The 26,325-nt window shown below is 64.3% G+C and carries 23 protein-coding genes and 1 pseudogene; 13 read left to right on the top strand and 11 right to left on the bottom strand.

All coding sequences use genetic code 11. The features are described 5' to 3' along the window. Nucleotides 1-196: 196 nt before the first annotated feature. Nucleotides 197-4,003: a DUF3971 domain-containing protein gene (locus tag XH90_RS20185; protein WP_194482744.1), complete on the top strand. Its 3,807-nt coding sequence runs from the start codon at nt 197-199 to the stop codon at nt 4,001-4,003. A gap of 225 nt (nt 4,004-4,228) precedes the next feature. Here XH90_RS20185 and XH90_RS20180 read toward each other — a convergent pair whose 3' ends face one another. From XH90_RS20180 to tyrS, 3 genes are all read right to left on the bottom strand, one after another. After that, nucleotides 4,229-4,666, bottom strand: a complete 438-nt coding sequence (locus XH90_RS20180) for a DoxX family protein (protein ID WP_194476103.1) — start codon at nt 4,664-4,666, stop codon at nt 4,229-4,231. Between the two features lie 221 nt (nt 4,667-4,887). Then, nucleotides 4,888-6,144 carry an MFS transporter gene (locus XH90_RS20175; protein WP_194476102.1) on the bottom strand — a complete coding sequence of 419 codons (1,257 nt, stop codon included), beginning with the start codon at nt 6,142-6,144 and terminating at the stop codon, nt 4,888-4,890. 56 nt (nt 6,145-6,200) lie between these two features. Beyond that, nucleotides 6,201-7,454: a tyrosine--tRNA ligase gene (tyrS, locus tag XH90_RS20170; protein ID WP_194476101.1), complete on the bottom strand. Its 1,254-nt coding sequence runs from the start codon at nt 7,452-7,454 to the stop codon at nt 6,201-6,203. A gap of 160 nt (nt 7,455-7,614) precedes the next feature. Here tyrS and XH90_RS20165 point away from each other — a divergent pair, with 160 nt between their 5' ends. The 3 genes from XH90_RS20165 (at nt 7,615) to XH90_RS20155 (ending at nt 9,834) form a co-directional block, all read left to right on the top strand. After that, nucleotides 7,615-8,718 carry an anhydro-N-acetylmuramic acid kinase gene (locus XH90_RS20165; protein ID WP_194476100.1) on the top strand — a complete coding sequence of 368 codons (1,104 nt, stop codon included), beginning with the start codon at nt 7,615-7,617 and terminating at the stop codon, nt 8,716-8,718. 111 nt (nt 8,719-8,829) lie between these two features. After that, on the top strand, nt 8,830-9,507 hold the full coding sequence (locus XH90_RS20160; RefSeq protein WP_194476099.1) for a glutathione S-transferase family protein: 678 nt from the start codon (nt 8,830-8,832) through the stop codon (nt 9,505-9,507). Nucleotides 9,508-9,510: 3 nt separating this feature from the next. Continuing rightward, a complete protein-coding gene (locus XH90_RS20155; RefSeq protein ID WP_194476098.1) occupies nt 9,511-9,834 on the top strand; it encodes a multidrug efflux SMR transporter in 324 nt (107 codons plus the stop codon). Here XH90_RS20155 and XH90_RS20150 read toward each other — a convergent pair. From XH90_RS20150 to XH90_RS20140, 3 genes are all read right to left on the bottom strand, one after another. Beyond that, nucleotides 9,831-10,343, bottom strand: a complete 513-nt coding sequence (locus tag XH90_RS20150) for a DUF1697 domain-containing protein (RefSeq protein WP_194476097.1) — start codon at nt 10,341-10,343, stop codon at nt 9,831-9,833. The two genes, XH90_RS20155 and XH90_RS20150, sit on opposite strands and share 4 nt — an antisense overlap. A gap of 7 nt (nt 10,344-10,350) precedes the next feature. Further along, complete coding sequence (locus tag XH90_RS20145; protein ID WP_014495555.1) at nt 10,351-10,998, bottom strand: alpha/beta hydrolase; 648 nt, start codon at nt 10,996-10,998, stop codon at nt 10,351-10,353. 354 nt (nt 10,999-11,352) lie between these two features. After that, complete coding sequence (locus XH90_RS20140) at nt 11,353-12,171, bottom strand: LytTR family DNA-binding domain-containing protein (protein WP_246755533.1); 819 nt, start codon at nt 12,169-12,171, stop codon at nt 11,353-11,355. 176 nt (nt 12,172-12,347) lie between these two features. Here XH90_RS20140 and XH90_RS20135 point away from each other — a divergent pair, with 176 nt between their 5' ends. The 9 genes from XH90_RS20135 (at nt 12,348) to XH90_RS20095 (ending at nt 21,165) form a co-directional block, all read left to right on the top strand. Then, the gene (locus XH90_RS20135; RefSeq protein ID WP_194476095.1) at nt 12,348-13,541 is read left to right on the top strand and encodes an acyltransferase family protein; all 1,194 of its coding nucleotides are present in this window, start codon (nt 12,348-12,350) and stop codon (nt 13,539-13,541) included. A gap of 55 nt (nt 13,542-13,596) precedes the next feature. After that, nucleotides 13,597-14,736, top strand: coding sequence for a cysteine desulfurase family protein (locus tag XH90_RS20130; protein ID WP_194476094.1), 1,140 nt, complete (start codon nt 13,597-13,599; stop codon nt 14,734-14,736). A gap of 113 nt (nt 14,737-14,849) precedes the next feature. Then, nucleotides 14,850-16,346, top strand: coding sequence for a Fe-S cluster assembly protein SufB (gene sufB / locus XH90_RS20125; protein WP_194476093.1), 1,497 nt, complete (start codon nt 14,850-14,852; stop codon nt 16,344-16,346). A 62-nt stretch (nt 16,347-16,408) separates the two neighbouring features. Beyond that, nucleotides 16,409-17,161 (top strand): Fe-S cluster assembly ATPase SufC, encoded by a 753-nt coding sequence (gene sufC / locus XH90_RS20120; RefSeq protein ID WP_194476092.1) that lies wholly within the window; start codon nt 16,409-16,411, stop codon nt 17,159-17,161. An 11-nt stretch (nt 17,162-17,172) separates the two neighbouring features. Next, the gene (gene sufD / locus XH90_RS20115) at nt 17,173-18,477 is read left to right on the top strand and encodes a Fe-S cluster assembly protein SufD (RefSeq protein WP_194476091.1); all 1,305 of its coding nucleotides are present in this window, start codon (nt 17,173-17,175) and stop codon (nt 18,475-18,477) included. Continuing rightward, complete coding sequence (locus XH90_RS20110) at nt 18,474-19,721, top strand: cysteine desulfurase (RefSeq protein ID WP_194476090.1); 1,248 nt, start codon at nt 18,474-18,476, stop codon at nt 19,719-19,721. The genes sufD and XH90_RS20110 overlap by 4 nt, the downstream gene beginning before the upstream one ends. Beyond that, nucleotides 19,718-20,089: an SUF system Fe-S cluster assembly protein gene (locus tag XH90_RS20105; RefSeq protein ID WP_194476089.1), complete on the top strand. Its 372-nt coding sequence runs from the start codon at nt 19,718-19,720 to the stop codon at nt 20,087-20,089. Before XH90_RS20110 ends, XH90_RS20105 begins: the two co-directional genes overlap by 4 nt. Nucleotides 20,090-20,138: 49 nt before the next feature. Further along, nucleotides 20,139-20,549: an iron-sulfur cluster assembly accessory protein gene (locus XH90_RS20100; protein WP_194476088.1), complete on the top strand. Its 411-nt coding sequence runs from the start codon at nt 20,139-20,141 to the stop codon at nt 20,547-20,549. A 184-nt stretch (nt 20,550-20,733) separates the two neighbouring features. Next, the gene (locus XH90_RS20095) at nt 20,734-21,165 is read left to right on the top strand and encodes a TfoX/Sxy family protein (protein ID WP_194476087.1); all 432 of its coding nucleotides are present in this window, start codon (nt 20,734-20,736) and stop codon (nt 21,163-21,165) included. 3 nt (nt 21,166-21,168) lie between these two features. Here the strand turns inward: XH90_RS20095 and fabA are convergent. The 5 genes and pseudogenes from fabA to XH90_RS20070 all read right to left on the bottom strand — a co-directional run bounded on the left by fabA (nt 21,169) and on the right by XH90_RS20070 (nt 26,221). Beyond that, nucleotides 21,169-21,697, bottom strand: a pseudogene (gene fabA, locus XH90_RS20090) (bifunctional 3-hydroxydecanoyl-ACP dehydratase/trans-2-decenoyl-ACP isomerase). A 101-nt stretch (nt 21,698-21,798) separates the two neighbouring features. Further along, nucleotides 21,799-22,164: a helix-turn-helix domain-containing protein gene (locus XH90_RS20085; protein ID WP_256442519.1), complete on the bottom strand. Its 366-nt coding sequence runs from the start codon at nt 22,162-22,164 to the stop codon at nt 21,799-21,801. A gap of 40 nt (nt 22,165-22,204) precedes the next feature. After that, nucleotides 22,205-23,272: a GGDEF domain-containing protein gene (locus XH90_RS20080; RefSeq protein ID WP_194476085.1), complete on the bottom strand. Its 1,068-nt coding sequence runs from the start codon at nt 23,270-23,272 to the stop codon at nt 22,205-22,207. A gap of 161 nt (nt 23,273-23,433) precedes the next feature. Beyond that, the gene (locus tag XH90_RS20075) at nt 23,434-24,978 is read right to left on the bottom strand and encodes a DEAD/DEAH box helicase (protein WP_194476084.1); all 1,545 of its coding nucleotides are present in this window, start codon (nt 24,976-24,978) and stop codon (nt 23,434-23,436) included. A gap of 280 nt (nt 24,979-25,258) precedes the next feature. After that, complete coding sequence (locus XH90_RS20070; protein WP_194476083.1) at nt 25,259-26,221, bottom strand: helix-turn-helix domain-containing protein; 963 nt, start codon at nt 26,219-26,221, stop codon at nt 25,259-25,261. Between the last annotated feature and the right edge of the window lie 104 nt (nt 26,222-26,325).

Genomic DNA, 26,325 nt, shown 5'->3' with positions numbered 1-26,325 from the left:
CTTTCGTCGCTTTCGGCGGGTCAACCGAAGCGGTATTGCAGCTCTCGTCCGGTGTGCCGGATTCGCGCCCTCGGCTGGGCAATTTTGGGGGCGACGGAGTATGGTTACAAGGAATTCCACGCACCACCCCACTGCTCGTTGAACGCGCTCCCGGGGCGAAATGACGAACAGCAGGAACATCAGAGGTATGGCGGCAATGCCGGGGCGGGGAGCGTCGATTCCCGTCAATGGTTGCGGCCCCGGCGGCGCTCAATCCCACGATGGGCGCCTGTATCGAGAGGCAATGGCAAGGAATACGTCGCCCCAGGATCACAATCGGGATTTCGATCGGCACGGCGGCCATCACGAGCAGCCGGAGTGGGACGAGGCCGACTGGGATCAGGATCAGGAAGAGGAGGCGGGGCATCGCGCACGCCGCCTGCTATCGCGTTCCAGCTCGCGCTTCCGCATCGGCGACAGCTTCTCGGCGTTCCGGCGGATGCTGCCGAGCGGACGCTGGCTGCGCCGCATGTCCGTCGTTCTTGGGGCCATGATCGTCATCTTCGTCGGCTGCTTTGGCGCTCTGTGGTGGCGACTTGGCGCCGGCCCGATCAATCTCGACATGGCAACGCCCTGGCTCGCTGCCGCGATCGAGGACAATATCGGCCACGGCAACACCGTGGAGGTGGGCGGCACCCAGATCGAGCGCGCGGGGCGTATCAGGATTGCGGTGCGCATCCGCGACATCATCGTACGCGATCATGACCATGCCATCGTTGCCAGCGCCCCGAAGGCCGAGGTGAGGCTCTCGGGCGTCGCGCTTCTCACCGGGCATCTGCGCGCCGAAAGCCTCAACCTCGTCGATGCCGAGCTCGCGATCCGGATCGCGCCTGACGGGACGGTCACGGTGTCCGCCGGCGACACGGCCAAGCCGCTCGCAACCGGTGTCGCGTCCAAGAAGCAAGCGGGCCTGCCGCCGACATTCCCGCGCAACGGCGTCCCGCCGCCGCCGTTCGGGATGGCCCCCGCAACCCCGGACGCGCCTCAGGCCGCACCTCGGCCGACACCGCAGCAGAGTGGAATTCTTCAGGGCCTCGACTGGCTCGACAGCCTCAGCATGACCGGCCTCGACGGCCAGAACCTCAACGAGATCGGTCTCAAGAACGGCAACCTGATCGTCGACGATCAGCAGCGCGGCAGCAAATGGACGTTCGAGAACATCACGCTCAGCCTGCGCCGGCCGAGCCAAGGCGGTGTCACGCTGAGCCTCGGCGAGGAGGGCGCGCATCCGTGGTCGCTGCGTGCCACGATCGGTCCCACCGAGAATGGCGTGCGTTCGGTCGATATCCGCGCCGACAAGGTCTCGACCTCCAACATCCTGCTGGCGCTGCGCGTCAAGGATCTCACCTATACGGCCGATCTGCCCCTGACCGGCGAAATGAAGGGCGAACTCGGTCGTGACGGGGTGCCGACGTTCTTTCGCGGCAAGGTCACGGTCGGCGCTGGCAACATCATCGACACCGACACGCCCGATTATCCGATGGCGATCGACTCGGCCGAGATCAACGTCGAGTGGGATGCGGGACGCCGGGTGCTGGTCGCACCCTTCAAGATCCTCTCGGGCGCCAATCGCGTGACCCTGCTGGCTCATCTGGAGCCGCCGAATGGCACCACCAACGACTGGCAACTCGGCTTCAGCGGAGGCTCGATCCTGCTCGGCGGCATCGACAACGAGCCGCCGCTCGTCTTCAACCGCATCGCGATCGGCTTCCGCTTCGACACCGATCACAAGCGCATGCTGCTGACGCAGGCCGATATCAGCAACGGCGAGATCGGCGTCGCCGGCACCGGTGCGATCGACTATTCCGGCGAGCCGCGCCTGACGCTTGGCTTTGCGGGAACGCCGATGTCGGCCTCCGCCCTGAAGCGGATGTGGCCGACGCTCGTCGTGCCCGAACTGCGCCAGTGGGTGATCGAGCGGATCGAGCGCGGGACGCTTCAGCGCATCGAGGTCGGCGTCAACTCGCCGACGCGCAACCTTCCGCGCAAGGGACCGCCCATTCCCGACGACGGCCTGTCTGTCAATATCGTGGCAAGCGGCGTCGCGGTCCGCCCCGTCGACGGCATGCCTGTCGTGCACGATGCCGACCTCAAGGCGCACGTGACCGGACGCACCGCCACGGTGAATATCGCCCAGGGCATTGCCGACACGCCTGCGGGCCGCAAGATCACGATTTCCGACTTCACCTTCGAAGTGCCTGACATGGCGCCGAAGCCATCGCCGTCGCGGACGCGCTTCCGCGTCGACGGTCCGGTACCTGCGGCGGCCGAGATGCTGGCGAACGATCGGCTGAGCGATCTGTCGTCGACCGTCGTCGATCCCAACACCAGCAAGGGCACGTTCACGGCCAACATCCAGCTCGGCATGCCGGTCAAGGGCGAGCTGACCAAGGCGGATACCGTCTACGCCGTCACCGCCGATCTCAACGGATTTGCCGCCGACAAGCTCGTGATGAACCAGAAGCTCGAGGCCAACAATCTCAAGATCGTTGCGAACAACCAGGGTTATCAGGTCAAGGGCGACGTCAAGATCAACGGGCAAGCGGCCTCGCTCGACTACCGCAAGGCAACCGATGGCGATGCCGACGTCAAGCTCCAGACGACGCTGGACGACGCCGGCCGCGCCCGTCTCGGCTTCGACCTCAGTCCCGCGGTCAGCGGATCCGTTCCGATCAAGGTGTCGGGCAAGATTGCCGGCGGCCCCGAGCAGACGACGAAGCTCGGTATCGAGGCCGACCTGACCTCGGTCAAGCTCGACAACATCCTTCCCGGCTGGGTCAAGCTGCCGGGCAAATCGAGCAAGGCCACCTTCAAGGTGGTGCCGACGGCGCAATCGACGAGGCTCGAGGACATCGTCATCGAAGGCGGCGGCGCCTCGATCAAGGGTTCGCTGGAGGTCGATCCGAACGGCGACCTCATGAATGCGAACTTCCCGATCTACTCGCCGTCCGATGGAGACAAGACCTCGTTGAAGGTGGAGCGCGGTCAGGACGGCGTGGTGCGAGGCACCATGCGCGGTGACGTGTTCGACGGCCGCGGCTTCCTGAAGTCGGCGATCTCAGGCAATTCCAAGGACGACAGCAAGAGCAAGCTCAAGAACGTCGATTTCGACATCGACGTGAAGCTCGGCACGGTCGCCGGGTTCAACGGCGAGACGATGCGCAGCGTCGACGCCAAGATGTCGAAGCGAGCAGGGGCCATCAAGGCGTTCACGCTGAGCGGCAGGATCGGCCAGAACACCCCGGTGGCGGCCGATCTGCGCGGCGGCCGCGCGCAGGGCAGCCGCGAGGTGATCTATCTCCAGACCAACGATGCCGGCTCGCTGCTGAAGTTCACCGACACCTATACCAAGGCGGTCGGCGGCCAGATGGTGGTGGCAATGGAGCCTCCTGCGGCCGATGCTTCGGTACCCAGGGAAGGCCTCATCAACGTGCGCGATTTCACCGTGAGGGGCGAGGCGCAGCTCGATCGGGTTGCGGCGGGTGCGCCCAACGGGACCGGGAGCGGGGTTTCCTTCAGTGCGTTGCGTGCCGAATTCACGCGGCAGAACGGCGCGCTGACGATCCGCGACGGCGTGGTGAAAGGTCCGATGATCGGCGCCACCATCGAGGGTTCGATCGACTATCCCGGCAATCAGGTGTGCATGAGCGGCACGTTCGTGCCGATGTACGGCGTGAACAACATCTTCGGCCAGATTCCACTCTTCGGAATCTTTCTCGGCGGCGGCAACAACGAGGGATTGATCGGCGTCACCTACGAGGTCGTCGGTACGCCGGACAAGCCGTCGATGCGCGTGAACCCCATCTCGGCGATGGCGCCGGGACTGTTCCGCAAGATATTCGAGTTCAACACCGGCAAGCAACAAAACGCGCCGATCGACGAACTGCCGTCGGCGCACTCCGGTGACAGCGCGACGGGATCGGCACGAACGCTGTCGAACGGGTGCAGCCTGGCGCGCCGTTAGCGACGATCAGCCGCGTGCCGGGACACTCGCTTGGAAAGAACGATCTCAGATTTTGGTGGCTGTTGCGCCTGGCCGGACCTGCAATGAACCGATTCGTTCACCGCCTCATCATGTCCGTGCTGCTCGTCGCGGCCCTCGTCCTGATCTGGAACGTGCTGGGCTCGCGCTGAGCGGCGCCGGCCGATTGCCGACGCCGTCTCGTGACGTGGGAGTCAATAGCGCGCCTCAGCGCCGCGCGAAGGCGCCACCCGGTGCGTCGCTCTCCTTGCCGATCAGCGCATCGACGCTGACCGAACCGCCGCCCGCGGCCGAGATGTAAAGGCAGGCGAAGCAGAACAGGATCGCGGCGGTTCCGCCATTGAGCAGCGGCAGGAACACCGGCGTGCCAGTCTTGAGCATGTGACCCATGAAGTAGGCGAAGGCCATCTCACCCGACAGGATGAAGGCGGTGAGGCGGGTGAACAGGCCGAGCATCAGCGTCGCGCCGAGCACCAGTTCGAGCGTGCCGGCCACATAGATCAGCGGAGGAATGTCGGCGAAGTAGGGAAGCACCGGGAACTTGAACAGCTTGGCCACGCCGTACTGGAACAGCAAAAGTCCAGTGACGAAGCGAAACAGGCTCAAGAGAACCGGTTGAAAGCGAGTGAGGTAGGGAAAGTTCATTGGTTTGTGCCCTTCATCCAATGCGGCGACTAGGACCGCATTCGGTTCCGCCCTGCAAGCTGCGCCGGATCAATTCGCGCTGACATTTTCGTCATGTCGGACAAAACACCGCAGGCTGCAATTTCAACCGCGTGCCACCCGCATTATTTTGCGGGTCCAACCGCCGCGTCGGCCTGCAGTTCCCCGGTGACGCAGAGGAACTCAAGTTACCTTTGCGAGACCTAGCGCCGCAAGGCGGGAACAACCAGAAATGGAATCATCCCGAGCACGACGCTCGCAAATGCGAAGACGAGCAGCGCGTTGTAGCCGTGGGTAGCGTCGTGGATCAGGCCGCCGCTCCAGGAGCCGAAGGCGGAGCCCAGCCCGCTGCCGATCGAGATCGTGCCGAAGATGGTGCCGACCCGCTTGCCCCTGAAGATCTTCATCGCGGTTGCCGTGATCAGCGGCCCGCGCGAGCCCATCATGCTGCCGAAGCAGACGACGAAGCCGGTGAGCAGGATGACGTTTGGATAATACTGAAGCAGCCAGAGCAGGAAGATGCCGAGGATCGAGATCGCGTAGCTGAGCAGCACGGATGGGCGGCGCCCGATCAGCCCGTCGAGCGCGGAGACGCCCAACATGCCGAACACGAGCACGACACCTGAGAAGCCCCAGGCGGTTGCGGCTTGAAGCGGCGGGAAGCCGGCATCGATCAGATAGGCGACGATCTGCGCTGCGATGCAGTACATGCCCACCGCGGTGAAGAAGAAGGTCGAGAAAAGCGCCCAGAACGCATGGTGACGTATCGCGCTGAGAAGCGTCCAGCCATTGTCGATGAATTCAGGATCGGTCTTCTTGGCGACATGAGGCGAGCCGGCCGCGAAGATGCGCCAGGGCAGGAGCATGAGCGGCACCAGCAGACCGAGCGCGGCGAAGCCGTAGACCTGGTAGGTCTCACGCCAGCCCAGGTGATCGATCAGGAGCTGCGAGGCCGGCAGCAGCGCCAGCACGCCGCCGCCCATCGCGGAATAGACCACCGCCATCGCGGTCGGCAATCGCGTCCCGAACCAGCGGCCGAGCAGGATCGAGTTCGGCACGTTGCCGATGAAGGCGACGCCGATGCCGACGCAGAGCCCGATCGAGAACTGGAATTGCCAGAGCGACTGCGCGTGCGCCGCAATCAGGAAAGCCGAGCCGAGCAGCAACAAGCCGAGTGCGTAGACGATGCGTGGTCCGGAATGATCGAACAGGCGGCCGACCAGCGGCGCGGTCAGTCCGCTGATGAGCCAGGTCAGCGAATAGATCGAGACGACCTGCGCACGGGCCCAACCAAAGTTTTCGGAAACCGGCTTGAGGAAGACGGTGAAGCTCTCGCTGAGGCCGCGGCCGAGCACGGCCAGCGTGAAGCACAGTGCGAGCACGACGAGCGCGGTGCGCACCGCACCTTGCTGCGTGCTTCCTCGCTCCCTGGCCGCTTCCTTGGGCGTGTTCTGATCCATTGCTCCTCAGGGAGCGCGCTTCGGCACGCCCTGACAAGCATCAAAACCACATACGCCTATGCAGGCTTGAGCAGGATGTGCTTCTTCTTGCCGAAGGACAGCTTGATCACGCCTTCAGGCGTCAGGTGGCCCGGTGTGAGCGTCATCTTCTCGTCGGTGACCGGCTCATCGTTGGCGCGCAGGCCGCCACCCTTGATCTGGCGCCGTGCTTCGCCATTGGAGGCAACGAGGCCCGCCTTGACGAAGGCGTTGAGCACGCCGAGGCCGGCTTCCAACTCGCCGCGCGGAATTTCCACCGTCGGCAGGCTCTCGGCAAGCGCGCCTTCCTCGAAGGTGCGGCGTGCGGTCTCGGCCGCTTCGTTCGCGGCGTCGCGGCCATGCAGCAGGGCGGTTGCTTCCGTCGCGAGGACCTTCTTGGCCTCGTTGATCTCGGAGCCGCCGAGCGCCTCGAGCTTCCTGATCTCAGCTATCGGCAGCGTCGTGAACAGCTTCAGGAATTTGCCGACGTCGGCATCCTCGGTGTTGCGCCAGTACTGCCAGAAATCGTAAGGGCTGAACTGGTCGGCGTTGAGCCACACCGCGCCCTGCGCGGTCTTGCCCATCTTGGCGCCCGAGGCGGTGGTCAGCAGCGGCGTCGTCAGCGCGAACAACTGATGCGCGCCCATGCGGCGGCCGAGATCGACGCCCATGATGATGTTGCCCCACTGGTCCGAGCCGCCCATCTGCAGATGGCAGCCGGTCCGCTTGGCCAGTTCGACGAAGTCGTAGGCCTGGCAGATCATGTAGTTGAACTCGATGAAGCTCATCTCCTGCTCGCGCTCGAGGCGCAGGCGCACGGAGTCCATCGTCAGCATGCGGTTGACCGAGAAATGCTTGCCGACGTCGCGCAGCATCTCGATCCAGTTGAGCTTGGTCAGCCACTCCGCGTTGTCGAGCATGACGGCGTCGCTCTTGGCCTCGCCGTAGCGCAGCACCTTCGCGAACACGCCGCGGATCGACGCCTTGTTGGCCTCGATCTCGGCGACGGTGCGGATCGCGCGCGTCTCGTCCTTGCCGGAGGGGTCCCCGACCATGGTGGTGCCGCCGCCCATCAGCGTGATCGGCTTGTTGCCGGACTGCTGAAACCAGTGCAGCATCATCATCGTCAGGTAGTTGCCGATGTGCAGCGAGGGAGCGGTACAGTCGTAGCCGACATAGGCGATCGCCTCGCCCTTGGCGGCGAGGGCGTCCAGCCCCTCGAAATCGGAGCACTGGTGGATGAAGCCACGCTCTTGCAGGATAGTGAGGAAATCCGATTTAAATGCAGTCATCTGTCGGCGAACCTGATCATTCTTATTTTACGATCATTGCCGCAAGTTGAGGAACCCGCGCCAGCCGGGCTGCCGCAAATATGCGCGTTGTGGCATTATAAGATGTGCTTGTTTGATACAAGTCAGGCGTCGGGGCGGGGGGCGTCGAGGCCAGCTCGAGATGATGTTGACGGCACTCGGTTTGATGAGCGGCACCTCGCTGGACGGGGTGGACGTCGCGCTGATCGAAACCGACGGAAAGCAGGTGAAAGCGTTCGGACCGTCAGGCTACCGGCCCTATAGCCCAGCCGAGCGCAGCCTGTTGCGCCAGGCGCTGACCGAGGCCGTGCATTTGCCGCGACGCGATGCCCGGCCGGGGATCCTGGCCGAAGCCGAGCGCGCCGTCACGCTGGCGCATGCCGAGGCCGTCGCGGCCTTTGTCGCCCAGAACCGGATGAAGCCGGAGGAGATCGACATCGTCGGTTTCCACGGCCAGACCGTGCTGCACCGGCCCGAACGGCGGCTCACGGTGCAGATCGGCGATGCGCTGGCCCTGGCCAAGGCGATCCATATTCCTGTCATGCACGACTTCCGCGCCGCCGATGTCGAGGCCGGCGGGCAGGGCGCGCCATTAGTGCCGGTCTACCACCGCGCGCTCGCCAATTCGCTGGCGCGTGAGGGGCCAATCGTCGTGGTCAACATCGGCGGTGTCTCCAACATTACCTATATCGACGGCAACGACACCCTGATCGCCTGCGACACCGGGCCCGGCAACGCGCTGCTCGACGATTTCATGTACCGCACCATGAATCAGGCGTTCGATGCGGAAGGCAAGTTTGCAGCGCTCGGCAAGGTGGATGAAGCCTGGATCGGGCGAGCGCTTGGCCTGCCGTTCTTCGCAAGCCCGCCGCCAAAGTCGCTCGACCGCAATGACTTTGCCGTCCTGAAGCTCGGCGATGTCCTGCCCGCCGACGGTGCCGCGACGCTGACGGCCTTCACCGCCGCCGCGATCGCTCGCGTCATCCCGCTGCTGCCGCGGCGGCCGCGGTGCTGGATCGTCTGCGGCGGCGGCGCCCGCAACCTCACCATGCTGCGGATGCTGCGGGAGCGTGTTGGCTCGGCCACCGTCGAGGCCGCCGAGACGCTCGGCTGGGCCTCCGACGCGATCGAGGCGCAGGCCTTCGGCTTCCTCGCCGCGCGCGGCCTGAAGGGCCTGCCGCTGTCCTATCCGGCCACCACGGGCGTGCCGATGCCAATGACCGGAGGCGTGATCGCCAGACCCTGAGGACGATTGCCCGAGGTCACGCCTGGTTGATGCAAGTGCATTGATCTTGACGGAATCATGCAAGTGCATCTATATTGGATGCAGTTGCATCGAACCGCCGGGATCAACGCCATGACCGCCTCACTGAAACTCATCAGCCACAAGCTTTGCCCGTACGTGCAGCGCGCGGTGATCGCGTTGAAAGAGAAAGGCGTGCCTTTCGAGCGGGTCGATATCGATCTCGCCAACAAACCCGATTGGTTTCTGAAGATATCGCCGCTCGGCAAGGTACCGGTGCTGGTGGTGACGACCGACAAGGGCGAAGTCGCGCTGTTCGAGAGCAACGTGATCTGCGAGTACATCGAGGAGACGCTAGGCGTTACGAAGCTGCACCCCGCGGACGCGCTCGAGCGTGCCGAGCATCGGGCCTGGATGGAGTTTGGTTCGGCAATCCTCGGCGATCTCTGGGGACTCGAGACCGCGACGGACCCGGCGACGTTTGAGGGCAAGCGTCAGGCGCTGGCCGCGAAATTCGCGCGCGTGGAAGCTGCACTCGGCCCTGGACCTTATTTCGCCGGCGCAACGCTCAGCCTCGTCGATGCGGTCTTCGCACCGGTCTTTCGCTATTTCGACCTGTTCGACGAGCTGACCGATCACGGCATCTTCCGCGATGTGCCGAAGGTTCGCGGCTGGCGCGCGGAGCTCGCGCAACGTCCGAGCGTCCGCACGGCGGTGGGCGCGGACTATGCACAATTGCTGCGCGCGTTTCTCGTGCGCCATGATGCGCACCTGCTGAAGCTTGCGGCCTGAGCCATGTCGCAATCTTTGGCCTGGCTGATGCTGGTGATCGCCGGCGCGCTCGATGTCGGTTGGGCCATCTCGATGAAATACGCCGAAGGCTACACGCGGGCGAGCTGGAGCATGGTCTCGATCGTGCTGCTCGCATCTTTCGTCGTCCTTCTGGGCCGCGCCTTGAAGGTGCTCGAGGTCGGCGTCGCCTATTCGGTATGGACCGGCATCGGAGCCGCCGGCACCTTCGTCATGGGCGTCGCGCTATTCGGCGAGACCATGAGTGCGATGAAGCTTGCCGGCATCGCGCTCGTGCTGATGGGGATCGTCGCGCTCAAGCTGGCTTAGAGCTCCGCGGCCATCTTCGCCAGCGTCGCGATCGTGTTCATGTTGCGCGCCGTGCCTGTCTTGGCGGCGGGGATGGCGAGTTTTGACGTCCCCATGCCTTCGCCGTAGTGCACATAGATCTCACGGCGGCCGAGCTTGATCTCTTCGGTCCTCTGACCGCGAATTCCGGCGAGCGTGTCCGCGGGTGGCGCCTTGTCGAGGAAGATCGCGACCGTGCGATTGGGCGCCATCTTGGGAAACGGATTGTGGACCAGAACCTCTGCCACCTCGGCCGCACTGCGTAGGAGCACGCCGACCGGCGCACCGGCGTAAGCGTGCAGCCGTTTTTCGAGTGCGGCCTTGATTGCGGCTTCCGATTTGCGGCTGGTGAAGACGACATTGCCGCTGGCGATGTAGGTCCGCACGGCACCGAAGCCGAGCTCTTCGCACATCGCCTCGAGCTCGGTCATCGGCAGCTTGCCGGTGCCCCCGACATTGACGGCTCGCAGCAGGGCTACGAACGCGCCCATGCCATTCTCAACGGACGTTTGCGAGGCGCATGTCGAGATAGGCCGTGATGGTTTCCATCAGCGGCTCGAGCTTGGCGTCGAAGAAGTGGTTGGCGCCGGGAATGACCTGCTGGTCGATCACGATGCCCTTCTGCGTCTTCAGCTTCTCGACCAGCGTGTTGACGTCCTTCGGCGGCACCACCGCGTCCTTCTCGCCATGCACGATCAGGCCCGAGGACGGGCAGGGCGCGAGGAAAGAGAAGTCGTAGAGGTTGGCCGGCGGCGCGATCGAAATGAAACCCTCGACCTCGGGGCGGCGCATCAGGAGCTGCATGCCGATCCAGGCGCCGAAGGAGAAGCCGGCAACCCAGCAGGCGCGTGCTTCGGGATTGATGGTCTGCGCCCAGTCGAGGGCGGCGGCCGCATCCGACAATTCGCCGGTGCCGTGGTCGAACGAACCTTGGCTGCGGCCGACGCCACGGAAGTTGAAGCGCAGCACCGAAAAGCCGCGATGCGCAAAGGCATAGTAGCACTGGTACACGATCTGATGGTTCATCGTGCCGTGAAACTGCGGATGCGGGTGCAGGATCATCGCGATCGGCGCGTTCTTCTGCTTGGCCGGGTGGTAGCGGCCCTCGAGGCGGCCGGCGGGGCCAGTGAAAATAACTTCAGGCATCGATGATCTCTGGATTGATTTGCTGGAGAGGCGGTTCTCGGCAATCAACCGATTGTGGCCTTCATCGACGGCGATGCCGACGAAAACGCGAATGGAAGGGTGAGAAGGCGTGCGCCTCGCGGTGATGCGCAGATGGCGCGCGGTGACTTGACGGTGCGCGTTCTAACATAGGCTGCGGGGCAAAATGCAAGCATCTTCGACATCTTCCAATGCGCTCAAGACCTTAGCCGGACACTGCCGTGTCACGCCGATGGTGGTCGGGGTCGAACAGGGGGATGACCAGGCGCGTATTTGTGCCCGCAACCAATTGGAATCACGATCGTTTATCCACCTTTGGACGATCTGGCGAACGATTCACGTAGGCGCGGTGCGGCCTCCGAGCGAGGCGACGGCGGACCGGTAACGGCGGCTGCCGCCGAGCGTCTTGCCGTTGTCGAATGTGAGCTCGAAATCCCCTGACGGTTTGAAGTCCACGCCGCTCACCCGGTCGAGATTGGCGAGCCTGGTTCGGTGAACGCGCACGATGGCGAAGCGGCCGAGCTCGCCTTCGGTCGCCGCGAGAGTTCCCCGGATCAGGTGCTGGGTGCCGTCGGCAAGGCTGTATTCGATGTAATTGCCGGCGGAGGCGACCCACAGGATGTCGCGCGGTGTGACGCGAATGCGGCTGGTGCCGTCCCGAAGCCAGATCAGATCGGGGGACGGTTGCTCTTGCGCGGCGGCCGGAATGGACTGGGCTTGTTGTGCGGCCTGGCGCAGTTCACGGCGGCTGTCGAGCAGCCAGAGTGTTGCCCCAATCAGCAGTGCTGTCACTGCATCCTTGCGGAACTCGTAGAGGATTGATGCCAGCGAGAAATGGAAGTCGTAGGTGCTGCCCGCGAGCCAGAGCGTGAACTTGCGCAGCGCCACCATGCCGGCGATGTGAAAAGCCGAGAAGCCGAGCAGGGCGGCCGCACCGATTCCGATTCGCGCGGCCAAGCCAGTCGTTGCGCGCATGCGCCGGACCGACAGCATCAGGATTGGAACCAGCGCCAGAATGACGACGATGCTCGTCATCTCCCAGAACAGGCGCCGGCCGATATCGGCGCTGTCGCCGCGCCAAGTGGCGTCCTGTGCACCCGAGAGCGCATTGACGATGCCGATGGCGAGCGCGATGGCGGCGATCGCCGCGAACATCGTCCACTCGCCACTGATCCCGCGGGACCAACCGCTCGTCCCTGACGGCGACGCCTCGTCCCCTGACGCCCGGCTCTGATCCCAAGCCGTCTCGACGGGCTCCGTTTCCGGCGCATTTTGGCCGTCAGCCATGGCCCGAAAACCGCTGATATCGAGACGCTAGGGAGCAGAGACCCATGCCAACACCACAGCAAGCAGCAAACCCGGAACGACGCGTCGATCTGGACTGGGTGCGGATTTTAGCCTTCGCGCTGCTGATCTTCTACCACGTCGGCATGCTCTACGTGTCCTGGGGATTTCACATCAAGAGCGAGCACCGGCTGACCTGGCTCGAGCCTGTCATGCTGGTGCTCAATCCCTGGCGGCTGTCGCTGCTGTTCCTGGTCTCCGGGGTGGCGAGCCGCTACATGCTGGGCAAGTTTCGTCTTGCCGCCTTCGCCCGGGCGCGAACGGCGCGGCTACTGATCCCGCTGCTTTTCGGCATGCTCGTGATCGTGCCGCCGCAGTCCTATCTCCAGATCGTCGAGAGCCTCGGCTACCCCGCAGGTTTTGCTGACTACTATCTCCACCACTATCTGGCATTCAGCGCGCAGTTCTGCCCGAACCCCTGCATCGTGCAGCCGACCTGGAACCATCTCTGGTTCGTGGTCTATCTCTGGGTCTACACGATGGCCCTGGTTGGCGTGCTGGCGGTGTGGCCGGCGGCTGCAGGCTGGATCGGCGAGAGGCTCGCCGCCCTGCTCGCCGGACCATGGCTGCTGGCGCTGCCGTGCCTGCTGTTCGCCGCCTGGCGGCTGTTTCTCGCGCCGATCTTCCCCTCGACCCATGCGCTGTTCGGCGACTGGTACAATCACGCTGACTATGCGACCACGTTCCTGATCGGCTTCCTGCTTGCACGCGAGGCGGACGTCTGGCGCGAGATCGAGCGGCAACGGTGGAGGGCGCTGATGCTCGCCGCCGTGTGCTTCGCCGCCTTCATCCTGATATATGCCGGCTTGTTCCCGCGATCGCCGATGCTGCGATGGATCGCCGGCGCGGCCTATGGCTGCTACCAGTGGCTTGCGATCGCGACGGTGCTCGGCTTTGCGCGGCGCCATCTGACCGCCGATGGTCCGGTGCGGCGCTATATGACCGATGCGATCTTTCCCTTTTACATCGTGCATCAGACCGCGATCATCGTGATCGCATATGCATTGCGGGGCAGCGGGTTGTCTGCAGGAAGCGAGGCCACGATCGTGATTGCAGGCACCGCGCTCACCTGCCTGGCGACCTACGAGATCGTGCGGCGCATCGGCTGGCTGCGTCCGCTGTTTGGGCTGCGGTTGGAGCCGCGGTCCGCGGCAGCGATCGCGCAGCAACAGCCGGCCTGACTGACGTGCGACGGCGCCCGATTGGCGCGAAGGCAAAAGGTGCTAAGAGGGCACCATGCCGGAGCGTGTCTATCTCGACTGGAATGCGACCACACCGCTGCGCGTCGAAGCCCGCGCAGCGATGCTGGCCGCGTACGAACTGATCGGCAATCCGTCTTCGGTCCATGCCGAGGGACGAGAGGCGCGTCGGCTGGTCGAGGACGCACGCGCCGAGCTGGCGACGGCCGTCGGCGCGCTGGCGCGGAACGTGGTCTTCACCTCCGCTGGAACCGAGGCCAATGCGCTGGCGCTGTCGCCGGGCTTGCGCGGCCGATCGGGCGAGCCGGTGCGGCGGCTCCTGATCTCGGCGATCGAACATGCCTCCGTCTTGGCAGGCGGCCGCTTCCCGGCCGAGAACATCAACCAGATCCGGGTCACCCGTTCCGGCGTGGTCGATCTCGACCACTTGCGGGAGCTGCTGACCGGTGGTCCGCCGGCACTGGTCTCGATCATGGCGGCGAACAACGAGACGGGCGCCCTCCAGCCTGTCGCGGAGGCGGCAGGGATCGTCCATGCGGCCGGCGGTATCCTGCATGTCGATGCGATCCAGGCACTCGGCAAAATTGCGTTCAATATTAACGCGATGGGCGCAGACCTTGCGACCTTCTCTGCGCACAAGATCGGCGGTCCCAAAGGGGTTGGCGCGCTGGTCATGACCGAAGGGGTGGCCGCACTCGACCCGGTGCTGAGGGGCGGTGGACAGGAGCTCGGCCGGCGGGCGGGAACCGAGAATGTTGCCGGGATCGCCGGTTTCGGCGCCGCGGTGAAAGCTGCGCTTCAGGCTCTGCCTGAGGATGCGGTGCGAATGACAAGCCTCAGAGATCGCTTGGGAAATGGTCTTCAGGGAATCGCCGGGGCGACTGTCTTCTCAGATGATGTGAGGAGGTTACCAAATACCGTTTTGTTCACCGCGCCGGGGCTGAAGGCCGAAACCGCCGTGATCGGATTCGACCTCGAAGGCATTGCCGTGTCCTCCGGCTCCGCCTGCTCCTCGGGCAAAGTACAGCCGTCCCACGTGCTCTCGGCGATGGGGTACGATGCCACCGTAGCCCAGGGAGCGGTGCGCCTCAGTCTGGGCTGGTCCACGGAACCCGAGGACATCAACAGGGCGTTAGAGGCTTGGCGAAAGCTCGGTAATACCCTACTTAGAGGCTAAGCGACGAAACACGGCTTGAACCGTTCTAAGCCCGTGCTTTCCGCACAGAAACATCGTAATAGTCGTTCGAGTTTGATCCACCGTGGTCCTTGAAACCACGAGCGGAGGATGGAATGCCAGCCGTTCAAGAGACGGTCGATCGCGTCAAGCGCATCGACGTCGACCAGTATCGTTATGGGTTTGAAACCCTGATCGACTCCGAGAAGGCCCCGAAGGGTCTGTCGGAAGAGATCGTAAAGTTCATCTCCGAGAAGAAGAATGAACCCGCCTGGATGCTCCAGTGGCGGCTTGAGGCCTATCGGCGCTGGCTGAGCATGACCGAGCCGACCTGGGCACGCGTCGACTATCCCAAGATCGACTTCCAGGACCTCTATTATTACGCGGCGCCGAAGCCGAAGAAGACGGTCACCTCGCTCGACGAGATCGATCCGGAGATCCTGAAGACCTACGAGAAGCTCGGCATTCCCCTGCGGGAAGTTGCCATGCTCGAGGGCGTCGAGCCGAAGCCCGGCGAGGAAGATCCCGCGCGCCGCAAGATCGCGGTCGATGCGGTCTTTGATTCGGTTTCGGTCGCGACCACCTTCAAGGCCGAGCTGAAGAAGGCCGGCGTGATCTTCATGCCGATCTCGGAAGCCATCCGCGAGCATCCTGAGCTGGTGCAGAAATATCTCGGCTCGGTGGTTCCGACCTCCGACAATTTCTACGCGACGCTGAACTCCGCGGTGTTCTCCGACGGCTCGTTCGTCTACGTGCCGCCCGGCGTGCGCTGCCCGATGGAACTGTCGACCTATTTCCGCATCAACGAGCGGAACACCGGTCAATTCGAGCGCACGCTGATCATCGCCGACAAGGGCTCCTACGTGTCCTATCTCGAAGGCTGCACGGCGCCGCAGCGCGACGAAAACCAGCTGCATGCGGCCGTGGTCGAACTCGTTGCGCTCGACGACGCCGAGATCAAGTACTCGACGGTGCAGAACTGGTACCCCGGCAATTCGGAAGGCAAGGGCGGCATCTACAATTTCGTCACCAAACGTGGCGACTGCCGCGGCGACAATTCCAAGATCTCGTGGACCCAGGTCGAAACAGGTTCGGCGATCACCTGGAAGTATCCGAGCTGCATCCTGCGTGGCGACAACTCGCGCGGCGAGTTCTACTCGATCGCGATCTCGAACGGCTTCCAGCAGGTCGATTCGGGCACCAAGATGATCCATCTCGGCAAGAACACGTCGAGCCGGATCATCTCCAAGGGCATCGCCGCCGGCAGGTCGCAGAACACCTATCGCGGCCTCGTCACCGCGCATCGGAAAGCGACCGGCGCCCGCAACTTCACCGCCTGCGATTCCTTGTTGATCGGCGACAAATGCGGCGCGCACACCGTGCCGTACATCGAGGCGAAGAACTCGTCGGCGACGTTCGAGCACGAAGCGACGACGTCAAAGATTTCCGAGGACGTGCTGTTCTACTGCATCCAGCGCGGTCTTTCGCAGGAAGAGGCCGTCGGCCTCGTCGTCAACGGCTTCGTCAAGGACGTGCTGCAGCAACTGCCGATGGAATTCGCGGTGGAAGCGCAGAAGCTGATCTCGATCTCGCTTGAAGGGTCGGTCGGTTAATTGCCGACCCTCGCGGTGCGCAACTCGCGCTCCAACATCATCTGAATAAACTGGATACCAAGATGGCTTTGCTTGAAGTGAAAGACCTCAAGGTTCGTGTCGAGGAGCGTGAGATCCTCCACGGGCTGACGCTGACCGTGAACGAGGGCGAGGTGCACGCGATCATGGGGCCGAACGGCTCCGGCAAATCGACGCTCTCGCACGTCATCGCCGGCAAGCCCGGCTATGAGGTCACCGACGGCCAGATCCTGTTCAAGGGAGAGGACCTGCTGGAAATGTCGCCGGACGAGCGCGCCGCCAAGGGCGTGTTCCTGGCGTTCCAGTATCCGGTCGAGATCCCCGGCGTCGCCACCATGACCTTCCTGCGCACAGCGCTGAACGCGCAGCGCAAGGCCCGCGGCGAGAGCGAATATTCGACACCCGATTTCCTCAAGAAGGTCCGCGAGGTCTCGAAGTCGCTGAACATCCCGCAGGACATGCTCAAGCGCGGCGTCAATGTCGGCTTCTCCGGCGGCGAGAAGAAGCGCAACGAGGTGCTGCAGATGGCGCTGTTCGAGCCCAGCCTGTGCATCCTCGACGAGATGGATTCCGGCCTGGACATCGACGCGCTGCGCATCGCGGCAGACGGCGTCAACGCGCTGCGCTCGCCGGGGCGCGCGATGGTCGTGATCACCCATTATCAGCGGCTGCTGAACTACATCGTGCCCGACGTGGTGCACGTGATGTCGAAGGGCCGCGTCGTGAAGAGCGGCGGCAAGGAACTGGCGCTGGAGCTGGAAGCGTCCGGCTACGCCCAGTTCGAGGATGCCGCGTAAGGAATTTTGCGATGAACGTTGCTGTGGCAAAGACCGGGAACGGCCGCGCGGTGAGCGATCTCTTCGCCAGCGCCGAAGGCCGCCTGCCGGGTTCGCCTGATGTGCTCGCGACGCGCCGCGAGGCGTTCGAGACCTATGAGCGTCTCGGCCTGCCGCACCGCCGGATCGAGGAATGGAAATACACCGATTTGCGCGCGCTGGTCGGCGAGGTGCTTCCGCTGGCAGCTGCGCCCGATGCCGCCGCGCTGAAGCGCGCCGCGGACGCCGTGAAGGCGCACGCGATCGAAGGCGCCCGCAAGCTGGTGCTGGTCGACGGCGTGTTCGCGGCTGATCTGTCCGACGTCAAGGCACTCGCCGTTGAAGCAGGCTTCAAGACGCTGCGTGAGGCGCTCGAGAAGGATGCTGGCCTGCTCGAGACCGCGTCCACCGATGCGGTGATTGCGCTCAACGCGGCGATGGCGACCGACGGCGTTGTGCTTGGTATTGCCGACGGTGCGCAGCTGTCTGCGCCGATCCAGATCCTCCACATCGCGACTGCGGCTTCCGCGTCCAGCTTCACCCGCTCGCAGGTCGCGATCGGGAAGGGCGCTCGCGCCACCATCGTCGAGAGCTTCGTCGCGGCCGGCGCCGAGGCCTATCAGGTCAATGACGCCGTAATTGTCACGGTCGGCGACGATGCCGATGTCGCGCATATCCGCCTGATGGACGATGCGCCTGACGCGGTGAACATCTCGTCGCATTTCGTGACCATTGGCGCCAATGTGAAGTTCAACTTCTTCAACATGACGACCGGCGCGGCCGTCAGCCGCCTCCAGGGTTTCATCACGCTGGCGGGCGAGGGCAGCGAGCTCTCGGCCAACGGCGTCAACCTCCTGCAGAAGACCGAGCATGGCGACACCACGCTGGTGGTCGACCACGCCGTGCCGAACTGCGTCAGCCGCGAAGTCTTCCGCGCGGTGATTGACGATCGCGCGCACTCGGTGTTCCAGGGCCGTATCATCGTCCGCCCCGACGCGCAGAAAACCGACGGCAAGATGATGACCCGTGCGCTGTTGCTCTCGGACGAAGCCGAGGCCGACAACAAACCCGAGCTCGAGATCTTTGCCGACGACGTCTCTTGCGGCCACGGCGCCACTGCCGGCGCGCTCGACGACAGCCTGCTGTTCTACCTGAAGGCCCGCGGACTGCCGGAGAAGCTGGCCCAGGCGCTGCTGATCCAGGCGTTCGTCGGTGAAGCGATCGAGCAGATCGCCGACGATGGCCTCCGCGATCACGTGATTGGCATTGCCGAGCGCTGGCTGGAGCGGCGGTCATGAGCACGCATCCCGCGGTCAGGAACGGCGCCTATGACGTCGAACGCGTGCGCCAGGACTTTCCTGCGCTTGCCATGCAGGTCTACGGAAAGCCGCTGGTCTATCTCGACAACGCGGCCTCGGCGCAGAAGCCCAGCGCCGTGCTCGACCGCATGACGCAGGCCTATACGAGCGAATACGCCAACGTCCATCGCGGCCTGCACTATCTCGCCAACGCTGCGACGGAGGCCTATGAGGGCGGTCGCACCAAGGTCGCGCAGTTCATCAATGCGCCGCGCACCGAAGAGGTGATCTTCACCCGCAACGCGACGGAGGCGATCAATCTGGTCGCATCGTCCTGGGGCGGGCCGAACATCGGTGAAGGCGACGAGATCGTCATCTCGATCATGGAGCACCACTCCAATATCGTTCCCTGGCATTTCCTGAGGGAGCGCCAGGGCGCCGTGATCAAGTGGGCGCCCGTCGACGACGAGGGCAATTTCCTCATCGAGGAGTTCGAGAAGCTGCTGACGTCGAAGACCAAGCTGGTCGCGATCACGCAGATGTCGAATGCGCTCGGCACCATCGTGCCGGTCAAGGACGTCGTGAAGATCGCCCATACCCGCGGCATTCCCGTGCTGGTCGACGGCAGCCAGGGCGCCGTGCATCTGCCCGTCGACGTCCAGGACATCGGCTGCGACTTCTACGTCTTCACCGGCCACAAGGTGTACGGCCCGACCGGCATCGGCGTGCTCTGGGCCAAGTACGACCACCTCGTCGCGATGCGCCCCTTCAACGGCGGCGGCGAGATGATCCGCGAGGTCTCGCGCGAGACCGTCACCTATGGCGATCCCCCGCACAAATTCGAGGCGGGCACACCGGCGATCGTCGAAGCCGTCGGCCTTGGCGCCGCCATCGACTACGTCAACTCGATCGGCAAGGAGCGCATCGCCGCGCACGAGCACGATCTCACCGCCTACGCCCAGGAGCGCTTGCGCGAAATCAACTCGCTGCGGCTGATCGGCACGGCGCGGGGCAAGGGCCCGGTGATCTCCTTCGAGCTCAAGGGCGCGCATGCCCACGACGTCGCCACCGTGATCGACCGCCAGGGCATCGCGGTGCGCGCCGGCACCCATTGCGTGATGCCGCTTTTAGAGCGGTTCAACGTCACGGCCACCTGCCGTGCCTCGTTCGGCATGTATAATACGCGGGAAGAAGTCGATCATCTGGCACAGGCGCTGCTCAAGGCGCGGGATTTGTTCGCATGAGTGACACGGCCGAAATCAAAGCCAATCCGATGGAGACCCTCTCGGCGCTGCCGCCGGAGGAGACCGAGCGTCTGACCCGTGAGATCATCGCCGGGCTCAAGACCGTGTTCGACCCCGAAATTCCCGCCGACATCTACGAGCTTGGCCTGATCTACAAGGTCGAGATCAAGGACGACCGTTCGGTCGACGTGCAGATGACGCTGACGACGCCCAATTGCCCGGCCGCCGGCGAACTCCCGACCATGGTCGAGAACGCGGTCGCCAGCGTCCCCGGCGTCGGCGTGGTCGACGTCAAGGTCGTCTGGGAGCCGGCCTGGACGCCGGAACGCATGAGCGACGAGGCGCGCCTCGTCCTCAACATGTGGTGACGCGTAACCTCGATATTGAATTCGCTCCGCAACGGACCACATCAGTGACATGACCCAGATCTCGTCAGGCTCGACACCGGCATCCACTCCAAAACCGCGGCGCCCGCGCCCGCAGGTGATGCGGCTGACGGACGCCGCTGCCCAGCGCATCACCGAGCTGACCCAGCGTGCCGATTCCGAGATCGTGGGCCTGCGCGTCGGCGTGAAGAACGGCGGCTGCGCCGGGCAGTCCTACACGGTCGAATACGCCCACGAGATCCGCCCGACCGACGAGGTCGTCGAGGACAAGGGCGTCAAGATCCTGGTCGATCCCAAGGCCGTGTTGTTCCTGCTCGGCACCGAGATGGACTACAAGGCCGACAAGATGCAGGCCCAGTTCGTCTTCAACAATCCCAATCAGATCTCCGCCTGCGGTTGCGGCGAGTCGGTCGAGCTGCGTCCGGCCAAGATCGACGGATAAGCCCAGCTCTCGCGTCTTACTCCGCTGTCGTCCCGGCGAGCGCCGGGACACATACCGCGTGATCCCCCCGGTGATGGGTGGTGCCGGTACCAAAGCTGGCGCGACTGAGAGTGTTCGCTAAACTCCTCCCTGTGGTTATGGATCCCCGCGTTCGCGGGGACGACGTTGGGGAGAGAGTTGGGCCATGGACCGCGAATTCCTGATCGACCTGTTCGCCGATTTCGGCCCCGTCGCCATCCGAAAGATGTTCTCCGGCTACGGCATCTCCGCCGACGGCATCAATTTCGCGCTCGCCTTGCGCGCCGGCCTGTTCTTCCGCGCCGACGAGGTGACGATTCCGGACTTCGAGGCCGAAGGCTCAAAGCCGTTCCAGTACTCGACCCGCGCCAAGACAGTGCTGGTCAATTCCTACTGGGAACTGCCTGCGCGCCTGTTTGATGATTCCGAGGAACTGGCGCAATGGGCGAGGGCGGCGCTCGCTGCCGCCCAGCGCGCCAAGGTGAAGAAGCGGCCGAAGGAGAAGAAGGCGGCAACGAAGAAGGTCGCCAAGCCCGGGAAGATGCCGAAAAAGGCGACCAAAAAGGCGGTGAGAAAGCGCGCCAAGCGGAAGGCTTGAGGATCAATCCGCGGCCTTGGTCAGGCCAACCCGCATGTCCTTCGCCACTGACAGATAGACCGTCTGCGACCACGCGGCCATCGGCAATGCCGAGCACCAGCTTGCCGCGCCGGACCATGCGCATCGCGACCTGATAGCGCACCGATCGCGTTTCCGGCGTGATGACCCCCGTCACCTCGACCTCGCCGACGCCGATGGCGCGGCCCTTGCCGGGCGAGCCCGACCAGCCGAGCCAATAGCCGACCATCTGCCACATCGCGTCCAGTGCAAGCGTCGGCGGCATGATGGCGTCACCGCGATAATGGGAATCGAAGAACCAGTGCGCAGGTGCAATGTCGAGCTCGCCGACGATATGGCCCTTGCCGAACTCGCCGCCATCGAGGCTGATCTCGGTGATGCGGTCCATCATCAGCATCGGCGGCGCCGGCAATCGCGCATTGCCCGTGCCGAAATAGCCGCCTTCGCTAGATCTCAGCAGTTCGTCCCTGGTGTAGGACGGCTGCGGCGCGTGAAAATCATGAGGATTGGGCACGACGACGAGTCCCCGATGCGAATTGGCGAGGAAGATGTCGTTCGTCAGATCAGGTTGTCAAGCATAGCTGGTTGCACTTGCAGGTCGAGCGGTCGTGGCCGCTACTTTTGCGCGCGGGAGGCCGAGGCCCGGCGCTTTGCAGGTTGGGGCCGTCCGTTTGCCGTTTTCATCTCCGGGGTGTTCGGCGGTTGTCGTATGACGGTGTCGCTGGGACCGAGAATGCGTCCGTCCTGCGCGCGCAATTCCAGCCGGCGTACGGGAAGAGCGGATTTCTTGTCCACCAGCAGCACGTGAGTCTCATCGGGTGCGAAGAAGAAGTCCTCACCCCACTGCCTGAGCGCTGCAAGAACCAGAAACAACCCGCGTCCTTTCTCGGTCAACTCATACTCCTGATAGGGGCCTCCTTCTGCCGCGGGTACGGCGTCCATGATGCCGTGAGCGACGAGATTGCGCAGCCGGGCCGACAGGCGAGAGGTTTCAAGTCGAAACTAGGTTTGCGGCGATAATTCACGCCACGCGGTTGTGCGTCTCGACCGTGTATTCCGGATCGACCTCGCAGATCACGCGGTTGCGACCGTTGCGCTTGGCGGCGTAGAGGCAGGCGTCGGCGCGCTCGATCAGCGCGTCGGTGTCGTCGCCCTGCTTCAGCATGGAGACGCCGACGGAAATGGTGACGCGGCCGAGGATCTCGCCGGTCGATTTTTTCTTCAATTCCTTCGCCATCACCGCGCGGCGGATATGGTCGGCGACGGTGAGGGCCTGGCGCAGCGCGGTGTTGGGCAGCACCACAGCGAACTCCTCGCCGCCATAGCGCGCGGTGATGTCCTGGCCCTTGATGGTCTGCTTCAGCGACAGCCCGACGAGCCGGAGCACCTGGTCGCCGGTGAGATGTCCGTAGGAATCGTTGAACGATTTGAAATGGTCGATGTCGAACAGCAGCAGCGACAGCGGCTCGCCGCTCGCAAGCGCGCTCTGCACCGCCGTGCCGATCATGCGATCGAAATATTTGCGGTTGCCGAGGCCGGTCAGCGGATCGGTCAGGCTCTCGGCGCGGATCGCCTCCAGGCTCTGCTGGAGATTGCTGATCTCGTTCTTCGACAGCGATAGCCGGTCTTCCAGCGCCTTGTTTGTCTCGCGCATTTCGCTGGTCGAGCGCAGCAGCGTTTCGACGATCGTCTTGAGCTGATCGCGGCTCTTGGCCGAGGACAATTGTTCGGTCGCGCCCGACAGGCTGGCGTCATAGGTACCGGTCATGCCGAGCGCGTCGCTCAGGACCCTCATCACGTCGTCGATTTCGCCGATGACGCGGGAGCCGACCTTGTCGATGCGGTCGGTCGTTTTGATGTGGGAGAGGTAGGTATCATAGATCTGCTCGAGATCGGCTTCGCTCAACTTGCCGTTGCGTGCGAGCGTCTCGTTGATGATCTTGTTGAGCGGGGCGTTGTAGCCGGTCGCGTAAACGTACCAGATCTCGTAATTGCGGGGAATCGCGGTCTGCTTCAGCGATCGGATCTGACCGAGCGCCACCTCGGCGAACGCCATCGTGCGTTCGTGTTCGTCGAGAACCTTGACCACGGAACATACCCCACGACGGTCGATGCGCCGTCGACCGCAGCAATGCTTAAATTATGTTCGTAGGCTAACGGACGTTTGTGAACGGCCAGTAAATATACGGGGGGCGATGCCGCACAAAAAGTGTGGGGCGCCTCGGCTCGGACCTGAGGCGCCTTGCAGCATCAGGCGCCGGCGGGGGAGCGGACCGGCCGGAGAAGGAATGCCGGGAGGTGCGAGTGATCTCCGGGCTCGGTGTCGATCTCCCGCTGGCGGCGCGGCTCGGGGCGGCCTATCGACGGCACGTGCGAATTATTGGCCTGCGGACGAGAGCCGTGACGCGCCTCCGACCCCTGCCGGGCTTCGCGTGGAGGCCTTGCCTCGCGGGCCGGGCGCGCTTCCCGGGCAGGCCGTGCTTCGGCAGCCGGCTTTGCATCCGACGAAGGCGCTGCATCGGCGGCGTGTCGCGCCTCGCGCGGCTCGTGGCTGCGCTCACGGTCGCGACCGCGCTGCGGCTTGCCGCGACCGCCGCGGGAACGATCGCGATCGCGGCCGCGCGATTCGCGCGGGCGATCACCCTGCTCGCCGCCGTCAGCATGCACTTCGTAATCGCCTTCGGCGCGGGGAATGCTCTGGCCAATCAGCTTTTCGATGGCGACCATCGATTTCTGGTCGAGCGGCGTCACGATCGAGATCGCAGTGCCGGTGCGGCCCGCGCGACCGGTACGGCCAACGCGATGGACGTAGTCGTCGGGATGGTGGGGGACGTCGAAATTGAAGACGTGGCTGACCTCGGGAATGTCGAGGCCGCGGGCGGCGACGTCGGAGGCGACCAGCAGCGGCAGCTCGCCCTTGCGGAATTGCTCCAGCGCTGCCATGCGCGCCGGCTGGTCCATGTCGCCATGCAGTGCGCCGACGCTGAAACCGTGCTTCTGAAGTGACTTGTGAACGATCGCGACCTCGCGCTTGCGATTGCAGAAGATGATCGCGTTCTTGAGGTCCTTGGCCTCGCGCAGCAGCCGGCGCAGCAGCTCGCGCTTCTCGTGCGCCTCGCGTCCGGCGGGTACCTGCGACTGCGTGACGGTGACGGCGGTGGTGGCGGGCTTGGAGACTTCGACCTTCTGCGGATTGTGCAGGAAAGCCTCGGTGATGCGCCGGATTTCCGGCGGCATGGTCGCGGTGAAGAAGAGGGTCTGCCGCGTGAAGGGGACGAGCTTGCAGATGCGCTCGATGTCGGGAATGAAGCCCATGTCCAGCATGCGGTCGGCTTCGTCGATGACGAGCAGTTCGACACCGGTGAGCAGCAGGCCGCCGCGCTCGGTATGGTCGAGCAGTCGGCCCGGCGTGGCGATCAGCACGTCGACGCCGCGCGTCAGCTTGGCATCCTGGTCGCCGAAGGAGACGCCGCCGATCAGGAGGGCGACGTTGAGTTTCTGGCCGGCGCCGTAGCGGTCGAAGTTTTCCTTCACCTGCGCCGCGAGTTCGCGGGTCGGCTCCAGGATAAGGGTGCGCGGCATGCGCGCCCGGGCACGACCCTTTTCGAGGATGGTGAGCATCGGCAGCACGAAGGCTGCGGTCTTGCCGGTGCCGGTCTGGGCGATGCCGAGCACGTCCTTGCGTGCGAGGACGTGGGGGATCGCCTGTTCCTGAATGGGGGTGGGGTTGGTGTAACCGGTGGCCGCCACTGCGGCGAGGACTTTTTCGGACAGTCCGAGATTGGAAAAGGACATTGAGCCTCTGGTCGAAACCGCCGTTCGGAATCGAGGGTAAAAAGGCTATCGCGTTCCACCCCGAAACGGCGCGCTCTCAAAGAAGCTGGGGGTGCTGACTCACGCGAACAAAGCGCCAGGCTCAGGAATCGCTTTTCGATCTGAACCGCGTCGACCCGGAACATAGGGCGGAATCGGCCAAAGTCAATGGAGCAGGCGCGGGAAGGCCCTAAAAACCCTCAGGTTTTTACCCAAACAGCGGGTACGGCTCGGCTTTTCGCCGCCGCGGCGAGGCGGGTGGTTAACGCCCACCTGCAGCTTGGGCCCGGAAATCGCCGGGCGCCATGCCATAGGCGGCGTTGAAGACCCGGTAATAGGTCGCCAGGCTCTCGAAACCGCATGCGGTAGCGATGTCGGCGATCAGCCGCTCCGGCGCTTCCCGCATCAGGCGGCGGCTTCTCTTCAGCCGCTCCTCCGTCACGGTCTGGGAGAAGCTGCGCTCGGCGACCTCGAACAGCATGTGCAGGTGTCGCACGGAGACGCCGAGCAGGTCTGCCACCCGTCCCGGCGCCAGATCCGGGTCTTGTAAATGGCGCGCGATCAGACGCCGCGCCAGCGACAGGCGGGCGGTCCGCAGCGCGGCCTGTCCGCGCCGGCTGCCCGGCCTGACGACGCCGCGCTCGATCAGCGCGAGCTGCCCCAGCGCCTGCACCAACGGCACGGCATCGGGCGCCCCCTCGACCGCGGCAGCCTCGCCGAGCTCGGCAAAGCAGGCCTCGAGCAGCGGGGCCAGAGCGGGGTCGCTGAAGGGTCTGGGCGCAAGCTCGCGCATGCGCTTGTCCTGGGTCGCAAGACTGCTGACAGGGATCTTCAGGATCCGCAGGTGAAAGCCGGCATCGCCCAGCGGCTTGGTACGGTAGGGCAGGTCAGTGTGGCTGGTCGCGAATCTGCCATTGGCAATGGCGAAATCGCTCGAGCGCATGCCGCCGAACCAGCCTCCGCCGCCGAGCTGCTGGTAGACGCAGATGCTGTCACCCGGCGCGTAGCCGATGTCGGCCTGGCTGCGTTCGACCGCGTAGGATGACGCCTTCAGCTCCACCAGGCCGCCATTGCCGACCTGGCTCAGCGAGAATTCGCCGTAGAAGTCGCCGCGCCGTTCGCGCTCGAGTTCCGCGGTGACACCGAACAGCCCCTTGGCGCGGACCTCGCGCCAATAGTCGAAGCGGTCGTGCGGCTCGACCTCGTCGGTGCACCAGCGATACACGGCAGCCCCTCGTCTCGAACGGAAATCCGCTTGAAAAAAGCAGATTCCACCGGAATCTGCCATAGGCCAGATGCTGGAATGCGAAAGCCGGACCGGTTGAACCG

Origin of the sequence: Bradyrhizobium sp. CCBAU 53338 (genome assembly GCF_015291665.1) — a bacterium.
Taxonomy (GTDB): Bacteria; Pseudomonadota; Alphaproteobacteria; order Rhizobiales; family Xanthobacteraceae; genus Bradyrhizobium.
Note: the sequence above shows the minus strand (reverse complement) of the source record. Positions and strands in the feature narration are given on the sequence as shown.

What these genes read in the sequence shown, in the direction of transcription:
- XH90_RS20130 (WP_194476094.1), top strand. Translation starts at nt 13,597, where the DNA reads ATGCCGGAGCGTGTCTATCTCGACTGGAATGCGACCACACCGCTGCGC.
- sufB (WP_194476093.1), top strand. Translation starts at nt 14,850, where the DNA reads ATGCCAGCCGTTCAAGAGACGGTCGATCGCGTCAAGCGCATCGACGTC.
- XH90_RS20095 (WP_194476087.1), top strand. Translation starts at nt 20,734, where the DNA reads ATGGACCGCGAATTCCTGATCGACCTGTTCGCCGATTTCGGCCCCGTC.
- XH90_RS20100 (WP_194476088.1), top strand. Translation starts at nt 20,139, where the DNA reads ATGACCCAGATCTCGTCAGGCTCGACACCGGCATCCACTCCAAAACCG.
- XH90_RS20105 (WP_194476089.1), top strand. Translation starts at nt 19,718, where the DNA reads ATGAGTGACACGGCCGAAATCAAAGCCAATCCGATGGAGACCCTCTCG.
- XH90_RS20150 (WP_194476097.1), bottom strand. Translation starts at nt 10,343, where the DNA reads ATGGGCGCGTTCGTAGCCCTGCTGCGAGCCGTCAATGTCGGGGGCACC.
- XH90_RS20110 (WP_194476090.1), top strand. Translation starts at nt 18,474, where the DNA reads ATGAGCACGCATCCCGCGGTCAGGAACGGCGCCTATGACGTCGAACGC.
- XH90_RS20185 (WP_194482744.1), top strand. Translation starts at nt 197, where the DNA reads ATGCCGGGGCGGGGAGCGTCGATTCCCGTCAATGGTTGCGGCCCCGGC.
- tyrS (WP_194476101.1), bottom strand. Translation starts at nt 7,454, where the DNA reads ATGACTGCATTTAAATCGGATTTCCTCACTATCCTGCAAGAGCGTGGC.
- XH90_RS20145 (WP_014495555.1), bottom strand. Translation starts at nt 10,998, where the DNA reads ATGCCTGAAGTTATTTTCACTGGCCCCGCCGGCCGCCTCGAGGGCCGC.
- XH90_RS20075 (WP_194476084.1), bottom strand. Translation starts at nt 24,978, where the DNA reads ATGTCCTTTTCCAATCTCGGACTGTCCGAAAAAGTCCTCGCCGCAGTG.
- XH90_RS20160 (WP_194476099.1), top strand. Translation starts at nt 8,830, where the DNA reads ATGACCGCCTCACTGAAACTCATCAGCCACAAGCTTTGCCCGTACGTG.
- XH90_RS20175 (WP_194476102.1), bottom strand. Translation starts at nt 6,144, where the DNA reads ATGGATCAGAACACGCCCAAGGAAGCGGCCAGGGAGCGAGGAAGCACG.
- sufD (WP_194476091.1), top strand. Translation starts at nt 17,173, where the DNA reads ATGAACGTTGCTGTGGCAAAGACCGGGAACGGCCGCGCGGTGAGCGAT.
- XH90_RS20165 (WP_194476100.1), top strand. Translation starts at nt 7,615, where the DNA reads ATGATGTTGACGGCACTCGGTTTGATGAGCGGCACCTCGCTGGACGGG.
- XH90_RS20135 (WP_194476095.1), top strand. Translation starts at nt 12,348, where the DNA reads ATGCCAACACCACAGCAAGCAGCAAACCCGGAACGACGCGTCGATCTG.
- XH90_RS20180 (WP_194476103.1), bottom strand. Translation starts at nt 4,666, where the DNA reads ATGAACTTTCCCTACCTCACTCGCTTTCAACCGGTTCTCTTGAGCCTG.
- XH90_RS20140 (WP_246755533.1), bottom strand. Translation starts at nt 12,171, where the DNA reads ATGTTCGCGGCGATCGCCGCCATCGCGCTCGCCATCGGCATCGTCAAT.
- XH90_RS20155 (WP_194476098.1), top strand. Translation starts at nt 9,511, where the DNA reads ATGTCGCAATCTTTGGCCTGGCTGATGCTGGTGATCGCCGGCGCGCTC.
- sufC (WP_194476092.1), top strand. Translation starts at nt 16,409, where the DNA reads ATGGCTTTGCTTGAAGTGAAAGACCTCAAGGTTCGTGTCGAGGAGCGT.